A 17,641-nucleotide genomic window follows, 5' to 3' on the forward strand; every position below is an offset into this window, starting at 1 on the left:
CGTCACCCAGTACGGGTTCCGGCGCGGGCGCTACTTCGTCGGCTTCTTGCCGGTGATGCCCAGATGCACCAACAGCGCTAGGTTCGGCTTGAGTTCGGCCTGCTTGACGCCCCAGGTGGTGAAGCCCTTCTGGTGCGAGGCGACGGCGGCCAGCATGGCGACCAGGGAGCCCGCCATCGCCGCGGCGCTGACGTCCTTGTCGACCTTGCCCTTGGCCTGGAGCTCCTTGACCGAATCCGTAAGGGAGTTGGTGACGGAGTTCAGGATCTTCATGCGGATCTTGTAGAACCGCTTGTCGCCCTCGGCCGCACCGAGGTCGACCACGCGCAGGATGGCGTCGTTGCGCCGCCAGAAGTCGAGGAATCCCTCGACGAGTTCTTCGGCCGCCTGCCATCCGGACTTGCCGACCCAGGAGCGTCCGGCGACCAGTTCGGTCAGTCCGGCACCCTCCTTGGCCATCTCTTCGGCGATTTCGAGGACGGCGCCCTCGACGTCGGGGAAGTATTGGTAGAAGGTCGCGGGTGAAGTCCCCGCCTTCCGGGCGACGTCGATGACTTTGACGTCCCGGTACGGCGAGGAGCTGAGCATCTCGCTGAGGCAGTCGAGCAGCTTCTGCCGCGTCGCCTGTCCGCGTCGACCGGCCACGCGGCCGTCGACGGTGCGTACTTGTCCTGTCATGCCGTCAGCTTACCGACGGGTGATCGGAGCGCGATTCGGCCGACTGCAAATGGGGAGTGCGGCAGGTGCGGTGGGGGGAGTGAGGGGATTTCGGGGGATGCGCCCCACAGCCTCCCTTCCGGTTCCCCACAGTCTGACTAGTGTTATCAACAGCCTGTGGACAACTTCCGTGGATAACTTTCCGTGAGGTTGGCGCGACGACGGCGTCCGAGGGTCCCTTATCGGGCATATGTTCGATGTGGTGAGGTCGGAGCGCGGGGCATCCGGCGCGCGGCTACGTTGGGTGTGACGAGCGTCACCACGACGGAAGGATCCGGGCCCATGGCCGCATTCGCGCAGTCCGCGCCGTGCTGGGTGGATGTGCAGCTCCCCGATCTGGAAGCGGGCAAGCGCTTCTACGGTGAGCTCTTCGGCTGGACCTTCCGGGCGGGCGACGGCCCCTTCGCCGACGCCCTCAGCGACGGAAAGCTCGTCGCCGCCCTCGCCGCCAAGCAGGACGGCCGGATGCCGACGGCCTGGGGCGTCTACTTCGCCACCGACGACATCACCGCCTCCGTAGCCCGGATCCGCGAGTCCGGCGGTCAGGTGATCACCGACCCCGTCCGGGCCGGCCGGGCCGGGGTGCTCGCCCAGGCCGCCGACCCCGGCGGTGCGGTGTTCGGCCTCTGGCAGGCCGGTGAGCGCAAGGGCTTCCAGAAGCAGAACGAGCCCGGCTCCTTCTGCTGGACCGAGGTCTACACCCGGCAGAAGGACGCGGTCGACACCTTCTACGAGCAGGTCTTCGGCTTCCGCTCCACGGATCTCGACGAGTCCGGCACCGGTGATCCGGGCACCGCGGAGTCCGGCGTCGACTTCCGCATGTGGTCCCCCGCAGGCACCGAACCGGGCCCCGACACCGCGGTCGGCGGACGGAGCGTCATCACGGACGCGTTCCCCGCCGTAATGCCCAGCTACTTCCTCAGCTACTTCGCCGTGGCGGACTGTGACGCGTCGGTCCGCACCGCCGTCCGGCTCGGCGGCCGGGTCTCCGCACCGCCCTTCGACATCCCCTACGGACGGATGGCGGTCCTCCAGGACGACCAGGGCGCCGTCTTCGCCGTACTTCAACCGCCGGTGTCCTGATACGGCACGGAGTGCCACGAGACACCCCGATCCGCCCCCGGGTTCGCAACCCGGGCCTCGGCCAGGAAGAATCGGGGTGCGCACCGCCGGGTGGTGCCCACTGATGAGACGCTGCACACGGCGGGTTTTTCGCGGACCCCTCCTCACGGAGGTCCGTACGGGGAGGTGGCAGGCAAGTGGTGGAGCAGCTGACGCAGCACGACCCGAGGCGGATCGGCCCGTTCGAGGTGCTGGGACGGCTCGGGGCCGGCGGCATGGGGCTGGTCTATCTCGCCCGCTCGGCGTCCGGCCGGCGGGTGGCGATCAAGACGGTCCGTACGGAACTGGCCGAGGACCAGCTGTTCCGGGTCCGCTTCACGCGCGAGGTGGAGGCCGCCCGCGCCGTCAGCGGCTTCTACACGGCCGCCGTGGTCGACGCCGACCCGCGCGCCGCCGTGCCCTGGCTCGCCACCGCCTACGTGCCCGCGCCCTCGCTCGAAGAGATCGTGAATGAGTGCGGGCCCATGCCGACCCAGGCCGTGCGGTGGCTGGCGGCGGGCATCGCGGAGGCCCTCCAGTCCATCCACGGGGCGAAGCTCGTCCACCGCGACATGAAGCCGTCCAACGTGCTCGTCGTCGAGGACGGCCCCCGGGTGATCGACTTCGGGATCGCGTCCGGTGTCTCCAACACCCGGCTCACCATGACGAACGTCGCCGTGGGCACGCCCGCGTACATGTCGCCCGAGCAGGCGCGGGACTCGCGCAGTGTCACCGGCGCCAGCGACATCTTCTCGCTCGGCTCGACGCTCGTCTTCGCCGCGACCGGCCATGCCCCGTTCCACGGGGCCAACCCGGTCGAGACGGTCTTCATGCTGCTCCGCGAGGGCCCCGACGTCAGCGGTCTGCCCGACGATCTGCGGTCGCTGATCGAGTCGTGCATGCAGATGGACGCCTCGATGCGGCCCACCCCCGCCGAACTGCAGGCCCAGCTCTCCCCGCACCTCTTCGCCTCCGGCAGTGACGACAGCGGTACGGCGTCGGCCTGGCTGCCGGTGTCCGCCACCGCGATGATCGAACAGCGCCGCGGCGGCGGACGCGCGGTGGCCGTCGCGCCGCCCGTTCCGCCCGCACCGGTGGCGCCGCCCCCGCAGCCGCCGGCCGCCGACTGGGACAACGCCTGGCGCAGCGGCGCCGAAGGGCGCCCGCCGGCCGCGCCGCCGGCGCAGGTGCCCGACGGCGGCCCTGTGCGGCTGTCCGGCGTGCACGTGCCGATCGGTCCGGGCCCGCGCGCCCAGGACGTACGCGCTTCGGCGGCCGCCGCCGAGGCCGGTCCGGCGACCGGCTGGGTGCGCCCGCCCGTCGGGGTGAACGGGGCGGTCACCGCCCCGACCGCTCCCGTGCCCGCCCCGGCGCACGCGCCCGACAGCGCGCCCGCCGACCCGGGGCGCTGGCGGCCCTGGCGGTTCCGGATGTCGAACGACGTGTGGGGGACCCCCGTCGTCGTCGGTGACCTGCTGTACGTCACCTCCTTCGAGGTGCACGCGCTGGACACCGGCAACGGGCGGCGCCAGTTCAAGACCCGTGACGTGGCCTGGGCGATGGCCGTGGACGGCGGCAGCATCCTCGCCTCCGACGGGCCGTCGCTCTACGCCCTGGACGCGACGAGCGGCAGCGAGCGGTGGCGGTTGCAGACCGACGCGTGGGTGTACTCCCTGAAGGCCGAGCGCGGCACGGTCGTCACCGGCACCCGGGGCGGCGGCGTCCAGGCATGGGAGGCCTCCACGGGCGAGAAGCTCTGGGAGATCACCGGCGCGCAGACGGACTTCGAGACGGCGGAGGCCGGACCTGCCCTCCACGACGGCACGGTCTACGTCTGGCAGGACGCCCGGCTGCGGGCCGTCGACGCGCGGACCGGCACCGAGCGCTGGTCCTATCCGGTCGGCGACGCGGCCTCCTGCGGCGGGGTGCCGGTCCGGGTGACCCCGGCACCGGACGGCTACGTCTACGTCTCCGCGGGGACCCGGGTCCTCGCCGTGGACATCGGCTCCGGCCACGTGCGCTGGCACTTCGAGTCACCGGCGGTCTTCCTCTCGCCGCCCGCCTTCGCCCCCGGCCCGGCCGTCACCGGTGGCGGGGTGTACCTCGCGGACTACCTCGGCACGGTGTACGCACTGGACGCCTCGACCGGCAAGGACCGCTGGCGCATCGCCACGGAGTCCCGCCAGTCGATCGAGCCGGTGCTGGTGGTGGCGGGCAACGTGCACGTCGGCAGCGGCAGCGCGCTGTACACGCTGGACGCGGTCACGGGCACCCCGAAGTGGCGGTTCGCCGCGGGCGGCGAGGTGGTGGGCGCACCGGTCGTCGCCGACGGTCGCGTCCACTTCGGCTCCGCCGACCACGTCCTGTACACGCTGGACGCGGTGGGCGGCCAGCTCCGCTGGAAGCTCGCCACGGGCGGCGAGATCACCGGTTCGCCGGTGGCGCAGGGCGGTGTGGTCTACGCGTGCAGCAAGGACCGCTGCGTGTACGCGCTGGACGCGCTGAAGGGCACGGGCACGGGCAACAGGGCCCGCGGGTAGGTCTTCCGGCCGGGGTTCCTCGGCCCTTCCCGCCCCAGCCGGCCCGGCACTCGGCCGATCACCCCAGCCCGTCCGGCACTTGGCCGACCACCCAGGCCGGTCCGGGGCTTGGCCGACCGCCCGGGAAAGCTGCCGGGGTCACCCCCGGCCGGGGCCACCCGGGTGGTCCGGCGGGTCCTGGACCGGATACGTCGCGGTCGGCTCCGAGTCTGGGTCACGCGGGGGCCTGGACGACGGACCCGAGGACGGGCCCGACGGCGGACCCGAGGACGGCCCCGACGGCGGACCCGACGGCGGACCCACGTACGGGTCCACCTCCGGCTCCGGCCACGGACTCGTCTGCACCGAAGGCCCCGGCTCCCGCGTCGGCGGCCACGTGTCCGGATCCGCCGACCCCGGCGCAGCGTAGGGCTGCGCGACCCGGTGACGCCGGATCCGCCCGGACATCAGCGCCGCCCCCAGCAGAAGCAGCACTCCGCCGCCCGCCGCGCCCGCCACCCCCTGCTGCAGTCCGGAACCGTCGGCCGCGATCGTCAGGCTTCCCTCGGCCTGCCCCTGGCGCACCATCCACAGCACCGTGAACCCGAGCACCAGTACGCCCGCGAGGGCGACCATCGGCCGGAAACGGAGCACCACGCCCACGACCGCCAGGACCGCGGCGAAGAGAAAGGGCAGCAGAATCGAACCGAGAACGCCGGGGTGCGCCCCGGTGATGCCGGTGAACAGGTCGTCGATCTCGTAGTACCGCCCGAGGCGGCCGTCGTACCAGTTACGGAAGGGGCTCAGCACGGCGGCCGCCGCTCCTAGGAGAGCGACGATCGAGCCGAGGACGTTACGGATCATGTCCGGCACCTCCCGCGGGGCGTGGGAGGCAGGCGCCGCCGGCCGGCAACGCGGATCCTCACCGCTCTCGACTCGACGCTACGCCGGGGCCATGACCCTCGCCACCAGACCGATGATGACGAGACCGTGACAGGGTCATGACCGAGCTGCCGGGCCGGCCCCGTCATGCTGTGCGCTACGGTGTCGCGCGGCCGTCCGGCAGCCCGGCCGGCCCGCAGTACACAAGAGGGACAACACAAGGGGGACGTACCGATGGTGCGGCAACACGTGAAGCTCACAGTGGTCCTGGTGGCGGTGGTACTCGCCCTCACCGGATTCAGCAGCGGCAGCAAGGGCGGCAAGAGCCGGAGCGGAAAGAGCAAGTCGAGCAGCAGCAGTGGCGGCGGGTGCTCCAACTCCAAGAAGAGCAACGGCACGTACCACGACACCGACTACGACGACGATGACGACTACAGCTCGTCGAGCAGCTCCTCCGGTTCCACGTACGGCACCCCGACCCCCACCGCCACCGCGACGGACGCCCCGCAGGCGTACGTCTTCCGCTGTGCGACACCCCGCAAGGGCAAGCGCAAGGCCGTCACCAGCTCCACCGTGCGACTCACCGCGAACGCGCTCGGCAGCCACACGTACGAGGTCGACGTGACGTTCCTCGACGCGGCAGGCAACACCGTCGACACGGGTGAGGCGACCGTGGAGGCGGACAGCGGCGAGACGAAGACCGTCTCCGTCCGGATGGACAGCCCGCGCAAGGTGTCCCGCGTGAAGAAGTGCACGGTCACCGCCGAGCTCAGCTACTGACCGGCACCGGCCGCTCCGCCTTCACCACAGCGGGAATCACCGCAACGCGGGGATTCACCGCAACCGGAATTCGCCGCCCCCACCCCGCCCCCTGAACAGCTCCGCCTGCTGCTCCGGCGCCAGGTTCCCGAGCGCGATCAGGTGCGGGGCGTGGGCGAAGGCCTGCGCACGGGCCGCCTCCTTCGCGGACCAGAGCGCCCGTACCGTCCCCTGGACCCCACCGGTCGGGTACGAGGCGATGACCGCCGCCGCCCGCAGCGCCGCCGCCACCGCGCCGCCGGGCGGGGTCACCTCGCTGACCAGCCCGGTCTCGTACGCGCGCCGGGCCGTGACCCGTTCCGCCGTCCCCATCAGGGACATCCGGGCCACCTCACCGAACGGCATCCGCTGCGCCATGGCGATCGCCTCGTACGCGCTGACCATGCCGTACGTGGTGTGCGGGTCGAAGAACGTCGCCTGCTCGGACGCGATGACGAACTCCGCCTCGCCCAGCAGATAGAACGCCCCGCCGCAGGCCATCCCCTCCACGGCCGCGATCACCGGCTTCCACAGATCGTTGGCCTTGGGCCCGATCGTGAGCAGCGGATCGTCGATCGTGTACGGGGACGAGGGCTGCGGGACGTCCACACCCCGGTCGATCCCGGTGCAGAACGCCCGCCCGCCGGCCCCGGTGATGACGACGGCCCGCACTTCGTCGTCATACCGGAACGCCCGCCAGGCCGCGATGAGTTCGGCGGCCGTCGGGAGATCGATCGCGTTGTGCTTCTCGGGCCGGTCCAGGGTGAGCAGCGCGACCCCGGTCTCCTTGTCCGTCTCCGTGCGCAGCGCCATCCCAGGTCACCGTTCCAGCGTCCAGCGGACCAGGGTCGCGTCGGGGGAGGCGGGACAGAAGACCGCCTTCACCGCCGCCCCGATCCGCAGCCGCGCCGGATCGACGGAGTTCAGCGGTGCGTCGGGCCCGCTGACCACGTTGCCGACCAGCCTGATCTCCGGGGCGTCGGCCAGCTCGACGATCACGGCGTTGTACGGGGCCTGGGCGGCGTAAGCGGGGAGCAGGGGCGGATGCGGCAGCACGTACGACCAGATGCGGCCGCGTCCGCTCATCACCCGCCACTCGCTCTCGAACGACTGGCAGCGCGGGCAGCACGGCCGGGGCGGGAAGCGGAGCCGGCCGCAGTCCGGTGCGGCGCACGCCTGGACGCGCAGTTCGCCACGGGCCGCGTACTCCCAGAAGGGGGCGCCGTCCTCGTCGACGACGGGCAGCAGAAGGTCATCCATCGGGGGCAGCTCCTCAGTTCCTCAGCAGTACGGCGGACGTGGGGACGCCCTCACCGGCGGTGACCAGGCAGGTCGAGGCGTCCGGGACCTGGGCGGTGGAGATGCCGCGCAGCTGCTTCACGCCCTCGTTGATGAGGTTGAAGCCGTGCACGTACCCCTCGCTGAGCCCGCCGCCCCCCGTGTTGATCGGCAGCCGCCCGCCGCTCTCCAGCGCCCCGCCCTCGGTGAACGCGGCGCCCTCGCCGCGCCCGCAGAATCCGTACCCCTCCAGGGAGAGCGGAATGAGCGGGGTGAACGCGTCGTAGATCTGGGCTACATCGACGTCCTCGGGGCCGAAGTCGGCCTGCTTCCACAGCTGTCGGGCTGCCGTCCAGGCGGGGCCGGTGAGCGGGTCGTCGTTCCAGTAGTTGACCATCCCGTGGTGCTGGGCGGGCAGTCCCTGGGCGACGGAGTGGAGATAGACGGGCTTCTGCCGGCAGTCGCGGGCCCGTTCGGCGGAGACGATCACGCAGGCCAGGGCCCCGTCCGTCTCCAGGCAGTTGTCGAAGAGGCAGAGCGGCTCGCTGATCCAGCGCGAGGTCATATACATGTCGCGGGTCAGCGGGCGTTCGTACATCACCGCGGCCGGGTTCTGGTTGGCGCGGTTGCGGCAGGCGAGCGCGACGTTGAAGAGGTGGTCGCGGGTCGCCCCGTACTCGTGCATGTACCGCCGGGCCAGCATCCCGATCTCGTCGGCGGGCCGCAGCAGTCCGTAGGGCCGGGTCCACTGCGCGGGGGTGGGCAGCTGCACGGCGGTGTTCTTCCAGGGCCGCGGTCCCGACCCCCGCTTCCGCGACCGCCAGGCGACCCCCACGCTCGCCTGTCCGGTGGCGACGGCGGACGCGAGGTGCGCGAGGGTCGCGCAGGAGCCACCACCCCCGTACCCCACCTTGCTGAAGAAGGTGACGTCACCGGCCCCGATCGCCTTGGCGATCTCGACCTCGTCGGTCTCCTCCATCGTGTACGAGGCGAACGCGTCCACCTCCGACGCGGCGATGCCCGCATCGTCGAGCGCCGAGAGGATGGCCCGGCACGCCAGGGTCTTCTCGGACTCGGGCAGATGCTTCGCGAACTCCGTCTGCCCGATACCGGCTATCGCTGCCTTGTCCTTGAGCGTCGCCACCCGCCACCTCCGAGACCGTCATGACTGCTGACAGCGGAGGAGGCTACAGCTAATCTGACGGATAGTCAGCTACGAGGCGGCTACTGCGGTTTTCCGGTTCGGCGGGAGGGCACGAGATGCGCGGCGACGAGGAATGGTCCACCGTCCCGAACCTGGTACGGGCAGCGGCGGAACGGTACGGGGACCGGGAGGCGGTGGTCGAGGGCCGCACCCGGATCACGTACGCGGAACTCGGCGACCGGGTGGAGCGGGCCGCCGCCGCGTGCATGGCCTCGGGCGTGGAGCCGGGGGACCGGGTCGCGGTCTGGGCGCCCAACACCCTGGACTGGATCGTCTCCGCGCTGGGAGCGGTGACGGCCGGCGCGGTCCTCGTCCCGCTCAACACCCGCTTCAAGGGCACGGAGGCGGCGTACGTCCTGGAGCAGAGCCGGGCGAAGCTGCTCTTCGTGACGGGCACCTTCCTCGGTACGTCGTACGTGGCGTCCCTGCGCCGGTCCGAGGCCGAACTCCCGCACCTGGATCGGGTGGTGGTGCTGGCCGACACCGCACCCGAGGCCGACGACTACGTGACCTGGAAGGACTTCCTGGCGTCGGGGGAGGGGATATCCGCCGAGCAGGTACGTTCACGGGCTGACACCATCCCCGCATCCGCCCCCTCCGACATCATCTACACCTCGGGCACCACGGGCCGCCCCAAGGGTGCCGTCATCAGTCACACCCAGACCCTGCGCTGCTACGCGATCTGGAGCGAGCTGGCCGGTCTGCGCGAGGGCGACCGCTATCTGATCGTGAACCCGTTCTTCCACACCTTCGGCTACAAGGCGGGCATCATCGCGTGCCTGATGCGGGGCGCGACGATGGTCCCGCAACCGGTCTTCAACGTGGACACGGTCCTCGCCAACATCGCGGCCGAACGCATCTCGGTCCTCCCCGGACCTCCCACGCTCCACCAGTCCCTCCTGGACCACCCGGCCCGCGCGAGCCACGACCTGTCCGCCCTCCGTCTGGTGGTGACGGGCGCGGCGGTGGTCCCCCTCCAGCTGGTCGAACGCCTGCGCACGGAACTGAACATCACCACGGTCCTGACCGCCTACGGCCTCTCCGAGGCGAGCGGCATCGTCACGATGTGCCGCCGCGGCGACCCGTCGGAGGTGATCGCCTCCACCTCGGGCCGGGCGATCCCCGGCACGGAACTGCGCGTCCTGGCCGCCCCCGGCACCCCGGGCGAGATCATGGTCCGCGGCTTCAACGTGATGAGCGGCTACTTCGAGGACCCGGAGACCACGGCCGCCACGATCACCTCGGACGGCTGGCTGCACACCGGCGACGTGGGCATCCTGGACGAGGAGGGCAACCTCCGGATCACGGACCGGATCAAGGACATGTTCATCGTCGGCGGCTTCAACGCCTACCCCGCGGAGATCGAACAGCTCCTGGGCCTGCACCCGGACGTGGCCGACGTCGCCGTGATCGGCGTCCCCGACCCCCGCCTCGGCGAGGTCGGCAAGGCGTACGCGGTGCGCCGCCCGGGCGCCACGGTGACGGCGGACGACCTGATCGCCTGGTCGCGGCGGGAGATGGCGAACTACAAGGTGCCGAGGGCGGTGGAGTTCGTCAGCGAGCTCCCGCGCAATGCGAGCGGCAAGGTGGTGAAGGGGGAGCTGCGGGGGCGTTGACGTGCTCAGCCCGCCCCGGGGCGGGCGACGGGCAGGTCCAGTTCCCGTGCGGACTCGATCAGCCGCTTGTCGTACACGACGAACGAGAGGAGAGCTCTGCCCAGCCCTTGTGCAGCGGCCAGGTGCAGGGCATCCAGGGAGCGGAGCCGGTTGCCGGGCCGGCAGAGGAGATCCGGAGCGAGGTGGGGCCCGGGGCATTCGAGGCGGTTCGCCTGCTCGGGTCCACCGGCCTGCACGGCCACGGCCCTCGCGGGGCGGCAGCGGGGGCGGGTGGGCGTCTTCACCTCGGACGAGGACGACATGGGGAAGCTGTGCGGGGCGGGGGAGAGGGTGCGGGGGTGTAGGGGGACGGCAGAGGGGCCCGAACCGGGTGGCTCGGGTCCCTCTGGCGCTTACGCGTGCGGTGGTTCAGCCTGCGTGTGCGTCCTGCGGGGTCACCACGGTGGCGTGGGTGTTCTGGGTGGTGACGGGGGTGTCGCCGGTTGCGTGCGTGTTGGCCAGGGCCGGCGACGCGGCGCCGATGCCGAGGGCCACGGCGAACGCGGCGGCGACGAGTGTCTTCTTCGTACGGGTCATTCCAACTCCTGTGATGGGAGCGAGCTTCCGGACGTGAAGTGACGCTAGTGACAGGGGGGGCGATGACGGTACCCCTCTGGCGGGAAGTGGTCGAACGTCGACGCGATCGCGTCGATCGCCCGGACGCGGACATGCAGTGGCCGCGACGGCTCCCCCTCCGCGCCGCCGCGGCCACTCCCCCCGTGCCCCCGTCGTGTCAGGTTCTAGGCCTTCTCGGAACCCGCGTGGTTCTCCTGTGTCTTGAGAAGGTCCTTCGGGGTCCCTCCGGCGTGGTTCTCCAAGGTGACGATGCCTTCGGTCACGCTGCCCGCGTGGTTCTCAAGCGGGGTGACCGTTCCGCCATCGGCGGCCGGGCTGCCCGCGTGGTTCTCCTGCGTGGTGGCGTCAACGGCCTTGGGCTTAAGTGCGTCGCTCATGCGTGTCTCCCAGAGGTCTAGCGTGCTCGGTCGGCCATGCCCGTCCGGCGACTCCCCCGTGGGCCGCCGGACGGGCGTATCAGGGCCGTTCACCCTAGTGGTGCGGTTCCCCGTACAACCCGCCTGCCCCCCGACGCGACGGATTGATAGGTATAAGACTGACGAGTGGCGATAAACGTTCGATGAACGCTGTTGGCATTCGGCAGGGGACGTTGCCTCAGGCAGCGGCTGCGAGGGCAAGGAGCTCGCGGACTTCGTCTGCCTCTACGGCTCCGGTTTGCTCGTAGATGGACAGAGCTTCGTGCCAGCATGCGCGTGCACGGTCGATCTGGCCGAGATACCGGAGGGCGCGGCCCAGTGTGGTCAGGACGTTGCCACGCATCCATTCGCCCCCGATGACTCGAAGAGCAAGTGCCTGTTCCGCATGCTGGGCAGCGAGTGCCGGGCCGTGGGCCGCCAAGTGCGCTTCGGCAATGCGGAAGTGGGTGGATCCTTCCCAGAGGCGCTGGCGGTTACCTTGGAACACGCGCAAGGCCTCTGCCAGTTGCTCAAGCGCATCGGCGGACCTCCCGGCTCGGGTGAGCGCGATACCGAGTGCGAAACGGCCATTGGCTGTGCGGAGGCTCAATCCCATGCCGTCAAAAATGGCCGTTCCCTGCTGGGCGAGTTCCACGGCACTTCGGGTGCGGCCCATGTCCACGTAGATCCGGGAGAGATTGCACAGCGCAGATGCCTCGCCCACCAGGTTCTCGTCCGAGCGGTAGTTGTCTATGGCCTCCTGCAGGAACTTTTCGCCGTCCGCGTGCCGACCCTGGTAGAACGCGATGATGCCGCGGTCGTTCGGAGCCCAACAGACAGGGATCGGGTCGCCGGAGTCCCTGGCGAGTTCCATCGCGTGATTGGCTTCTTCGTCCGCCAGCGCGAACCGGCCGGACACGAGGTACACCGTGGACAACGAGGCCCGGGCTCGCGCTTCTGAGCGAGGGTCGTTCGCCGCTCGTGCCGCATCACGCAGGGCGATGCCGGTTGTCTCGTACTGACGGGAGTTCGCGCCTGACTCGGCCAAGTCCTTAGCCGCACAAAGCAGGTCCACAGCGCGTCGGAGCATGCCGTTCGAGGCGCTCTGATGTGCGCAGGCGAGCAGGGCATTGGCCTCGCTGTAGAGCCAGTCCACGGCTGCATGCCCGTCGGTGAATTCAAGGCCTGGATGATCAGGGGTCACGAGATGGGCGACCGCCCGATCCCCCGGCCGCTCCAACGCATAGACCCGCGTCGCAGTAGCCAGATAGAAGTCCAGCAGCCGCGACAGCGCCAGCTCCCGCCCCTCCGGCGACTCCTCGTCCCGCTCCGCGCATGAACGCGCGTAGAGGCGCACCAGGTCGTGGTACCGGTAGCGCCCGGGGGCCGCCGACTCCAGGAGGCTCGTGTCGACCAGGGCCTCCAGGAGGTCCTCCGCTGCGTGCACCTCCAGGTTCAGCAGGGCCGCCGCTGCCGCCAGGGAGATGTCCGGGCCGTCCGCGAGGCCCAGGAGGCGGAAGGCGCGGGCCTGGGCCGGTTCCAGCTGGCCGTAGCCGAGTTCGAAGGTGGCCTTCACCGCGAGGTCGCCCGCCTGGAGCTCGTCCAGCCGGCGGCGTTCGTCCGCGAGCTTCGCGGCCAGGACCGAGACCGTCCAGGTGCGGCGGGCGGCCAGGCGGGAGGCGGCGATGCGGATGGCGAGGGGGAGGAATCCGCAGGCGGCCACCACGTCGAGGGCCGCTTCGCGCTCGGAGTTGATGCGCTCCTCGCCCACGATGCGGGTGAAGAGCTGGAGCGCCTCCTCGGGCGACATCACGTCGAGGTCGACCAGGTGCGCACCCGCCAGGTCGACCATCCGCACCCGGCTGGTGACCAGGGCAGCGCAGCCCTCCGTGCCGGGGAGCAGGGGGCGGATCTGGGCCGCGTCGTGGGCGTTGTCCAGGAGGACCAGGATGCGGCGGCCGTCGAGCGTGGAGCGGTAGAGCGCGGCGCGTTCGTCCAGGGAGTCGGGGATCGCCGAGTCCGCCGTGCCGAGGGCGCGCAGGAACGCGCCGAGGACCGTTTCCGGCTCGGCGGCGCGGGAGCCCGCGCCCTGGAGGTCGACGTAGAGCTGGCCGTCCGGGAAGTGCTTGCGGGCCTGGTGGGCGACATGGACGGCGAGGGTCGTCTTGCCGACGCCGCCGATGCCGGCGAGGGCGGAGACGGCCATGACCGAGCCCTCCGCGGTGGCGAGGCGGCGGCCCAGTTCCCGGACGAAGCCGAAGCGGCCGGTGAAGTCGGGCACCGTGGCCGGTAGTTGCGCCGGGCGGACCGGTGCGGCGGCCGGAGCGGGTTCGTCGGCCGGGCGGGCCAGCTCCTCGTCCGCCTGGAGGATCCGCGCCTGGAGCGCGGAGAGTTCGGGGCGCGGGTCGACGCCCAGTTCCTCGGCGAGCAGCCGTCGGGTGTCGGCGTAGACGGCGAGCGCCTCGGCCTGGCGGCCGCTGCGGTACAGGGCCACCATCAGGAGCTCGCGCAGCCGTTCGCGCAGGGGGTGCGCGGCGGTGAGCGCGGTCAGTTCGGAGACCGCCTCCGCGTGGCAGCCGACCTCCAGATCCAGGTCGAGGCGGGTCTCGGTGAGCTGGAGCCGCCACTCCTCCAGCCGGGTGCGCTGGTTCTCCGCGTACGGGCCCGGCACGGAGGCCAGCGTCTCGCCGTCCCAGAGGCGGAGTGCTTCGTCCAGTAGCGTCCTGGCCCGGTAGCGGTCGCCCGACGCCCGGGCCTTCTCCGCGTCGGCCGCCCGCTCCTGGGCCACGGTCAGGTCGAGCGCCTCGGGCCCGATCCGCATCGCGTACCCGCCGGAGTCGCTCGCCAGGGTGAGCGGGCCCAGGGTCTTGCGGAGCCGGGAGGCGTACGTGCGTACCGCGGCCAGGGCCTGGGAGGGCGGGTCCTCGCCCCAGATGGCGTCGATGAGTTCGGCAGCCGTGGCGGTGCGCCCGCCCCTCAGGAGCAGGGCCGTCAGCAGGGCGCGCTGCATCGGTGAGCCGGACGGCAGCGTCTCGTCGCCCCGCCGGGCCCGTACCGGACCGAGCACGGAGAAGTGCAGACCGGCGTCCTTCGCCGGCTGCTGCTCCACCGGCCGCTGTTCCGCCGGCCACTGTTCCGTCGACCGCTGCTCCGGGGCGCGTTGCTCCGGAACACGTACCCGTGGCCCGTCGTCACGGCCCATTGCTGTCTCCTTGTCCCGCTCTGTGCGCTGCCCGGCACGGTCGCACATGTCCGGATCCTGTCGGGGCTATCCGGATTGCTCCATACCGTTGGTATCGCCGTCAACAGTCTGCCTTGTGAATGGGGGCCGCGTCAGCAGTGGATGACTCTCTGCACAAGCCCTCGACAACGATTGTGGAACGGGGCCCCGTCAAGAGAGCTGACGGTTCGTCAGATCAACGCTACCTTGGTACGCATGGAGACCTTCCCGAAGATCATCTCGGTGGACGACCACACGGTGGAGCCCGCTCATGTCTGGCGGGACCGGCTCCCGTCCAAGTACGCGGACTCCGGACCGCGCATCGTCCGGGCGCCGCTAAAGGAAATGACCTTCATGGGTGGCAAGTTCGCGCCTGTGATGGGTGCGAAGGGGGACGACGGGCCGGTCGGCGACTGGTGGGTGTACGAGGACCTGCACCGCCCGCTCACCCGGCTCGACACCGCGGTCGGCTACGACCGGGACGAGATCAGGCTCGAAGTCATCACGTACGAGCAGATGCGTCCCGGTTCGTTCTCGGTGCCGGAGCGGCTCGCCGACATGGACGTCAACCACGTCCAGTCCGCCCTCTGCTTCCCGACCTTCCCCCGCTTCTGCGGCCAGACCTTCACCGAGGCGAAGGACCGCGAACTCGGACTGCTGGGGGTGCGCGCGTACAACGACTGGATGGTCGAGGAGTGGTGCGGGCCCGACGCGCACGGCCGGCTCATCCCGCTCACCCTGGTCCCGCTCTGGGACGCACGGCTGGCCGCCGACGAGGTCCGGCGCAACGCCGCCCGCGGGGTGCGTGCCGTGGCGTTCTCCGAGATACCTCCGCATCTCGGACTGCCGTCCATTCATACGGACGAGTGGGATCCGTTCCTCCGGGCCTGCGACGAGACGGGGACGGTGATCGCCATGCACATCGGCTCGTCCTCGAAGATGCCGTCGACGTCGGCCGACGCCCCGCCGGCGGTCGGCTCCACCATCACCTTCGCCAACTGCTGCTTCTCGATGGTCGACTGGCTGATGAGCGGCAAGTTCGAACGCTTCCCGAACCTGCGGATCATGTACGCGGAAGGCCAGATCGGGTGGATTCCGTACATCCTGGAACGCGCCGACGTGGTCTGGGAGGAGAACCGTGGCTGGGGCGGGGTGGCCGACAAGGTCCACCGGCCGCCGTCGGAGCTGTTCACCGAGCACGTCTACGGCTGCTTCTTCGACGACGCCTTCGGGCTGAAGAACCTGGACTCGATCGGGGTGGGCAACGTCCTGTACGAGACGGACTACCCGCACTCCGACTCGACCTGGCCCAAGTCGCGCGAGGTCGGCGAGGCGCAGATGGGGCATCTGGACGCCGATGTCGTGGACCGCATCGTGCGCCGTAACGCGATCGACCTGCTCGGACTGACCGCCGACGGGCTGTGGGCGGGACCCGGCGCCGGGGCGTGAACGAGAGGGATGGCGGGGCGGGTGGCCGGAGGCGCCGCCCCGCCCTCCCGGATCAGGCCCGGATGACCGGCTCCTGAAGCTCCGTCACCCACTTGTCCTCGTCCTCGGGGCACTCCAGGTTGACCTCCCGCGCGTACCCCGCCGACCGGTGACCGCCCGCGTCGATCCCCCGGGCCAGGGCCTGGGCCGTCGGCAGGATTCCGGCCATCGAGCCCCGGTGGACGATCGTCGCCGCCTCGAAGGGCGGCAGCTCGACCACCGTGACGCCGGTGTCACCCACCGGCCCCACCGGGGCCGAGACCGTCACCCCGGCGTGGACGACGATCGCGCCGCCGCCCTCCGGGGCGTCCTCGTACCGGGCGATCCCCGGGCCCGTCGGGGAGACCCCCGCCTCGCCCAGCAGCGGGAACAGCCGCTCGTACAGCGGGCCGATCACCGGCGTGATGTCCTCCGGTTCGTACCCCGCGGCCACCGCGGTCAGCTCCGCGACCCGTACCGCCGGAACGCTCTTGATCACGACATCTTCCACGGGCATGTGTCCCTCGCTCTCGATCGACCGGAGCCTCGCCTCGACCTGGGTCAGCCGGGCCGCCGCCGCGGCCATCGCCGCCTCCAGCTCCACTCGTCGCAGCCGCAGCATTCCGCGCAGCTCCTCCGGGCCCACCTCCTCGTCGAGGACGGCTCGCACCTGCTGGAGCGTGAAGCCGAGGTCCTTGAGGGCGATGATCCGGTTGAGCCGGGCGAGCTGGGCGGCGCCGTAGTAGCGGTAGCCGGTGGCCGGGTCGGTACGGTCGGGGTGCAGCAGCCCGACGGCGTCGTAGTGACGCAGCATCCGGGCCGACACCCGCCCGTACCGGGCGAAGTCTCCGATGGTGAACATGATGTCTCCCAGTGGAAGGCCTCACACGGCGTCAAGGTCAAGCATCGCAGTGGCCGGACCCGGATGTGATCCAGGCCACGGGAACTCCCGGGCCGGCGCGCAGGACGTCGTGTCGCTGGCCTTCCTGGAGGCGTGGCGGCTGCGCGGAACCCTGCGGGAGTCGTCGCAAGGAGCTGGTCCTCGACGCGAACAGCTACGACTACCTGCGTCTGCGTGCCTACCTGGTCCAGGACACCGAGCTGGGCGAGAAGGGCACGGTCACCGAGCTGCAGGCCGTACTCGACCGCGGCGTCGTGGACAGCCGGGACGAGACGCCCGCCAGGTAGGGGGCCGAAGGCAGGAGCCCTGCTCCTCCGCCGAGGCGGAGGAGCAGGGCTCCTTGGGTACTGCGTTACCGGCCGCGATCGGCCGACCCGGGCAACTAGGCCGGGGTGACGTTCTCAGCCTGCGGACCCTTGGGCCCCTGAGTGACGTCGAAGTTCACGACCTGGTTCTCCTCGAGGGAGCGGAACCCGGACGCGTTGATCGCGGAATAGTGGACGAAGACATCCGGGCCGCCGCCGTCCTGGGCGATGAAGCCGAAGCCCTTTTCAGCGTTGAACCACTTGACGGTTCCGGTAGCCATAAGCCCTCCTTGGGCCAAAGGGTTGCCCTGCTCCAGAACCTGCAAAGAAGTCTGAAAACTACAAAAGCCTGCGGGTTACATGCTCCGCAGGCTCTGTACTGCAAGGGAAACCAAACTGCAACTTGGCGTTGAGCCTAGCATGCAGCATGTGCGGAAGGGTAGAGGGAAAGATCACTTCACCCGGATGTTTGATTGCCGCGCGGATGCGCGCACCGGGAGGCCCTTCCGGGCGTCTTCACGGACCTTCCCGAGAGGCCATCGGTATCCATTGCGGGGCCCCCGGAAGAGGGGCCCGTGCGACGCCGCGCGCCCCCGGTGAGACCGTCGTCCGGTCGCGGGTCT

The 17,641-nt window shown here is 70.8% G+C and carries 17 protein-coding genes; 6 read left to right on the plus strand and 11 right to left on the minus strand.

Annotation, left to right across the window (positions count from 1 at the left end; all coding sequences use genetic code 11):
• Positions 1 to 30: 30 nt before the first annotated feature.
• Positions 31 to 678, minus strand: a complete 648-nt coding sequence (locus SH922_RS23235) for a TetR family transcriptional regulator (protein WP_148019260.1) — start codon at positions 676 to 678, stop codon at positions 31 to 33.
• 321 nt (positions 679 to 999) lie between these two features.
• On the opposite strand from SH922_RS23235, the gene SH922_RS23240 reads away from it, so the two are divergent.
• Together SH922_RS23240 and SH922_RS23245 are read left to right on the plus strand one after the other, a co-directional pair.
• A complete protein-coding gene (locus tag SH922_RS23240; RefSeq protein ID WP_393059823.1) occupies positions 1,000 to 1,800 on the plus strand; it encodes a VOC family protein in 801 nt (266 codons plus the stop codon).
• Positions 1,801 to 1,979: 179 nt separating this feature from the next.
• The gene (locus SH922_RS23245) at positions 1,980 to 4,358 is read left to right on the plus strand and encodes a PQQ-binding-like beta-propeller repeat protein (RefSeq protein ID WP_393063664.1); all 2,379 of its coding nucleotides are present in this window, start codon (positions 1,980 to 1,982) and stop codon (positions 4,356 to 4,358) included.
• A 138-nt stretch (positions 4,359 to 4,496) separates the two neighbouring features.
• Here SH922_RS23245 and SH922_RS23250 read toward each other — a convergent pair whose 3' ends face one another.
• Positions 4,497 to 5,201, minus strand: a complete 705-nt coding sequence (locus tag SH922_RS23250) for a hypothetical protein (protein WP_393059824.1) — start codon at positions 5,199 to 5,201, stop codon at positions 4,497 to 4,499.
• A gap of 252 nt (positions 5,202 to 5,453) precedes the next feature.
• Between SH922_RS23250 and SH922_RS23255 the strand changes: the two genes are divergently transcribed.
• Positions 5,454 to 5,999, plus strand: coding sequence for a hypothetical protein (locus SH922_RS23255; RefSeq protein ID WP_393059825.1), 546 nt, complete (start codon positions 5,454 to 5,456; stop codon positions 5,997 to 5,999).
• A gap of 54 nt (positions 6,000 to 6,053) precedes the next feature.
• On the opposite strand, the gene SH922_RS23260 is transcribed toward SH922_RS23255, so the two are convergent.
• From SH922_RS23260 to SH922_RS23270, 3 genes are read right to left on the minus strand one after another with little or no spacing between them, the layout of a single operon-like run.
• The gene (locus tag SH922_RS23260; protein ID WP_393059826.1) at positions 6,054 to 6,830 is read right to left on the minus strand and encodes an enoyl-CoA hydratase/isomerase family protein; all 777 of its coding nucleotides are present in this window, start codon (positions 6,828 to 6,830) and stop codon (positions 6,054 to 6,056) included.
• A gap of 6 nt (positions 6,831 to 6,836) precedes the next feature.
• Positions 6,837 to 7,277 carry a Zn-ribbon domain-containing OB-fold protein gene (locus tag SH922_RS23265; protein WP_393059827.1) on the minus strand — a complete coding sequence of 147 codons (441 nt, stop codon included), beginning with the start codon at positions 7,275 to 7,277 and terminating at the stop codon, positions 6,837 to 6,839.
• 13 nt (positions 7,278 to 7,290) lie between these two features.
• Positions 7,291 to 8,439 carry a lipid-transfer protein gene (locus SH922_RS23270; RefSeq protein WP_393059828.1) on the minus strand — a complete coding sequence of 383 codons (1,149 nt, stop codon included), beginning with the start codon at positions 8,437 to 8,439 and terminating at the stop codon, positions 7,291 to 7,293.
• Between the two features lie 116 nt (positions 8,440 to 8,555).
• Here SH922_RS23270 and SH922_RS23275 point away from each other — a divergent pair, with 116 nt between their 5' ends.
• Positions 8,556 to 10,115 (plus strand): FadD3 family acyl-CoA ligase, encoded by a 1,560-nt coding sequence (locus SH922_RS23275; protein WP_393059829.1) that lies wholly within the window; start codon positions 8,556 to 8,558, stop codon positions 10,113 to 10,115.
• Between the two features lie 5 nt (positions 10,116 to 10,120).
• On the opposite strand, the gene SH922_RS23280 is transcribed toward SH922_RS23275, so the two are convergent.
• The 4 genes from SH922_RS23280 to SH922_RS23295 form a co-directional block, all read right to left on the minus strand.
• Positions 10,121 to 10,417, minus strand: coding sequence for a hypothetical protein (locus SH922_RS23280; protein ID WP_393059830.1), 297 nt, complete (start codon positions 10,415 to 10,417; stop codon positions 10,121 to 10,123).
• A 106-nt stretch (positions 10,418 to 10,523) separates the two neighbouring features.
• Positions 10,524 to 10,691 carry a hypothetical protein gene (locus SH922_RS23285; protein ID WP_393059831.1) on the minus strand — a complete coding sequence of 56 codons (168 nt, stop codon included), beginning with the start codon at positions 10,689 to 10,691 and terminating at the stop codon, positions 10,524 to 10,526.
• Positions 10,692 to 10,894: 203 nt separating this feature from the next.
• Positions 10,895 to 11,107: a hypothetical protein gene (locus SH922_RS23290; RefSeq protein WP_393059832.1), complete on the minus strand. Its 213-nt coding sequence runs from the start codon at positions 11,105 to 11,107 to the stop codon at positions 10,895 to 10,897.
• Positions 11,108 to 11,324: 217 nt separating this feature from the next.
• Positions 11,325 to 14,327, minus strand: a complete 3,003-nt coding sequence (locus tag SH922_RS23295; RefSeq protein ID WP_393059833.1) for a BTAD domain-containing putative transcriptional regulator — start codon at positions 14,325 to 14,327, stop codon at positions 11,325 to 11,327.
• A gap of 234 nt (positions 14,328 to 14,561) precedes the next feature.
• On the opposite strand from SH922_RS23295, the gene SH922_RS23300 reads away from it, so the two are divergent.
• Complete coding sequence (locus SH922_RS23300) at positions 14,562 to 15,794, plus strand: amidohydrolase family protein (RefSeq protein ID WP_393059834.1); 1,233 nt, start codon at positions 14,562 to 14,564, stop codon at positions 15,792 to 15,794.
• A 52-nt stretch (positions 15,795 to 15,846) separates the two neighbouring features.
• On the opposite strand, the gene SH922_RS23305 is transcribed toward SH922_RS23300, so the two are convergent.
• Positions 15,847 to 16,674, minus strand: a complete 828-nt coding sequence (locus tag SH922_RS23305; RefSeq protein WP_393059835.1) for a MerR family transcriptional regulator — start codon at positions 16,672 to 16,674, stop codon at positions 15,847 to 15,849.
• A gap of 65 nt (positions 16,675 to 16,739) precedes the next feature.
• On the opposite strand from SH922_RS23305, the gene SH922_RS23310 reads away from it, so the two are divergent.
• Complete coding sequence (locus SH922_RS23310) at positions 16,740 to 17,000, plus strand: hypothetical protein (protein WP_393059836.1); 261 nt, start codon at positions 16,740 to 16,742, stop codon at positions 16,998 to 17,000.
• Between the two features lie 95 nt (positions 17,001 to 17,095).
• On the opposite strand, the gene SH922_RS23315 is transcribed toward SH922_RS23310, so the two are convergent.
• Positions 17,096 to 17,299: a cold-shock protein gene (locus SH922_RS23315; RefSeq protein ID WP_003967102.1), complete on the minus strand. Its 204-nt coding sequence runs from the start codon at positions 17,297 to 17,299 to the stop codon at positions 17,096 to 17,098.
• Between the last annotated feature and the right edge of the window lie 342 nt (positions 17,300 to 17,641).

This window comes from Streptomyces sp. LN549, assembly GCF_043203805.1.
GTDB lineage: Bacteria > Actinomycetota > Actinomycetes > Streptomycetales > Streptomycetaceae > Streptomyces.

What these genes read in the sequence shown, in the direction of transcription:
- SH922_RS23235 (WP_148019260.1), bottom strand. Translation starts at nt 678, where the DNA reads ATGACAGGACAAGTACGCACCGTCGACGGCCGCGTGGCCGGTCGACGC.
- SH922_RS23240 (WP_393059823.1), top strand. Translation starts at nt 1,000, where the DNA reads ATGGCCGCATTCGCGCAGTCCGCGCCGTGCTGGGTGGATGTGCAGCTC.
- SH922_RS23250 (WP_393059824.1), bottom strand. Translation starts at nt 5,201, where the DNA reads ATGATCCGTAACGTCCTCGGCTCGATCGTCGCTCTCCTAGGAGCGGCG.
- SH922_RS23255 (WP_393059825.1), top strand. Translation starts at nt 5,454, where the DNA reads ATGGTGCGGCAACACGTGAAGCTCACAGTGGTCCTGGTGGCGGTGGTA.
- SH922_RS23260 (WP_393059826.1), bottom strand. Translation starts at nt 6,830, where the DNA reads ATGGCGCTGCGCACGGAGACGGACAAGGAGACCGGGGTCGCGCTGCTC.
- SH922_RS23265 (WP_393059827.1), bottom strand. Translation starts at nt 7,277, where the DNA reads ATGGATGACCTTCTGCTGCCCGTCGTCGACGAGGACGGCGCCCCCTTC.
- SH922_RS23275 (WP_393059829.1), top strand. Translation starts at nt 8,556, where the DNA reads ATGCGCGGCGACGAGGAATGGTCCACCGTCCCGAACCTGGTACGGGCA.
- SH922_RS23280 (WP_393059830.1), bottom strand. Translation starts at nt 10,417, where the DNA reads ATGTCGTCCTCGTCCGAGGTGAAGACGCCCACCCGCCCCCGCTGCCGC.
- SH922_RS23285 (WP_393059831.1), bottom strand. Translation starts at nt 10,691, where the DNA reads ATGACCCGTACGAAGAAGACACTCGTCGCCGCCGCGTTCGCCGTGGCC.
- SH922_RS23290 (WP_393059832.1), bottom strand. Translation starts at nt 11,107, where the DNA reads ATGAGCGACGCACTTAAGCCCAAGGCCGTTGACGCCACCACGCAGGAG.
- SH922_RS23295 (WP_393059833.1), bottom strand. Translation starts at nt 14,327, where the DNA reads ATGGGCCGTGACGACGGGCCACGGGTACGTGTTCCGGAGCAACGCGCC.
- SH922_RS23300 (WP_393059834.1), top strand. Translation starts at nt 14,562, where the DNA reads ATGGAGACCTTCCCGAAGATCATCTCGGTGGACGACCACACGGTGGAG.
- SH922_RS23305 (WP_393059835.1), bottom strand. Translation starts at nt 16,674, where the DNA reads ATGTTCACCATCGGAGACTTCGCCCGGTACGGGCGGGTGTCGGCCCGG.
- SH922_RS23315 (WP_003967102.1), bottom strand. Translation starts at nt 17,299, where the DNA reads ATGGCTACCGGAACCGTCAAGTGGTTCAACGCTGAAAAGGGCTTCGGC.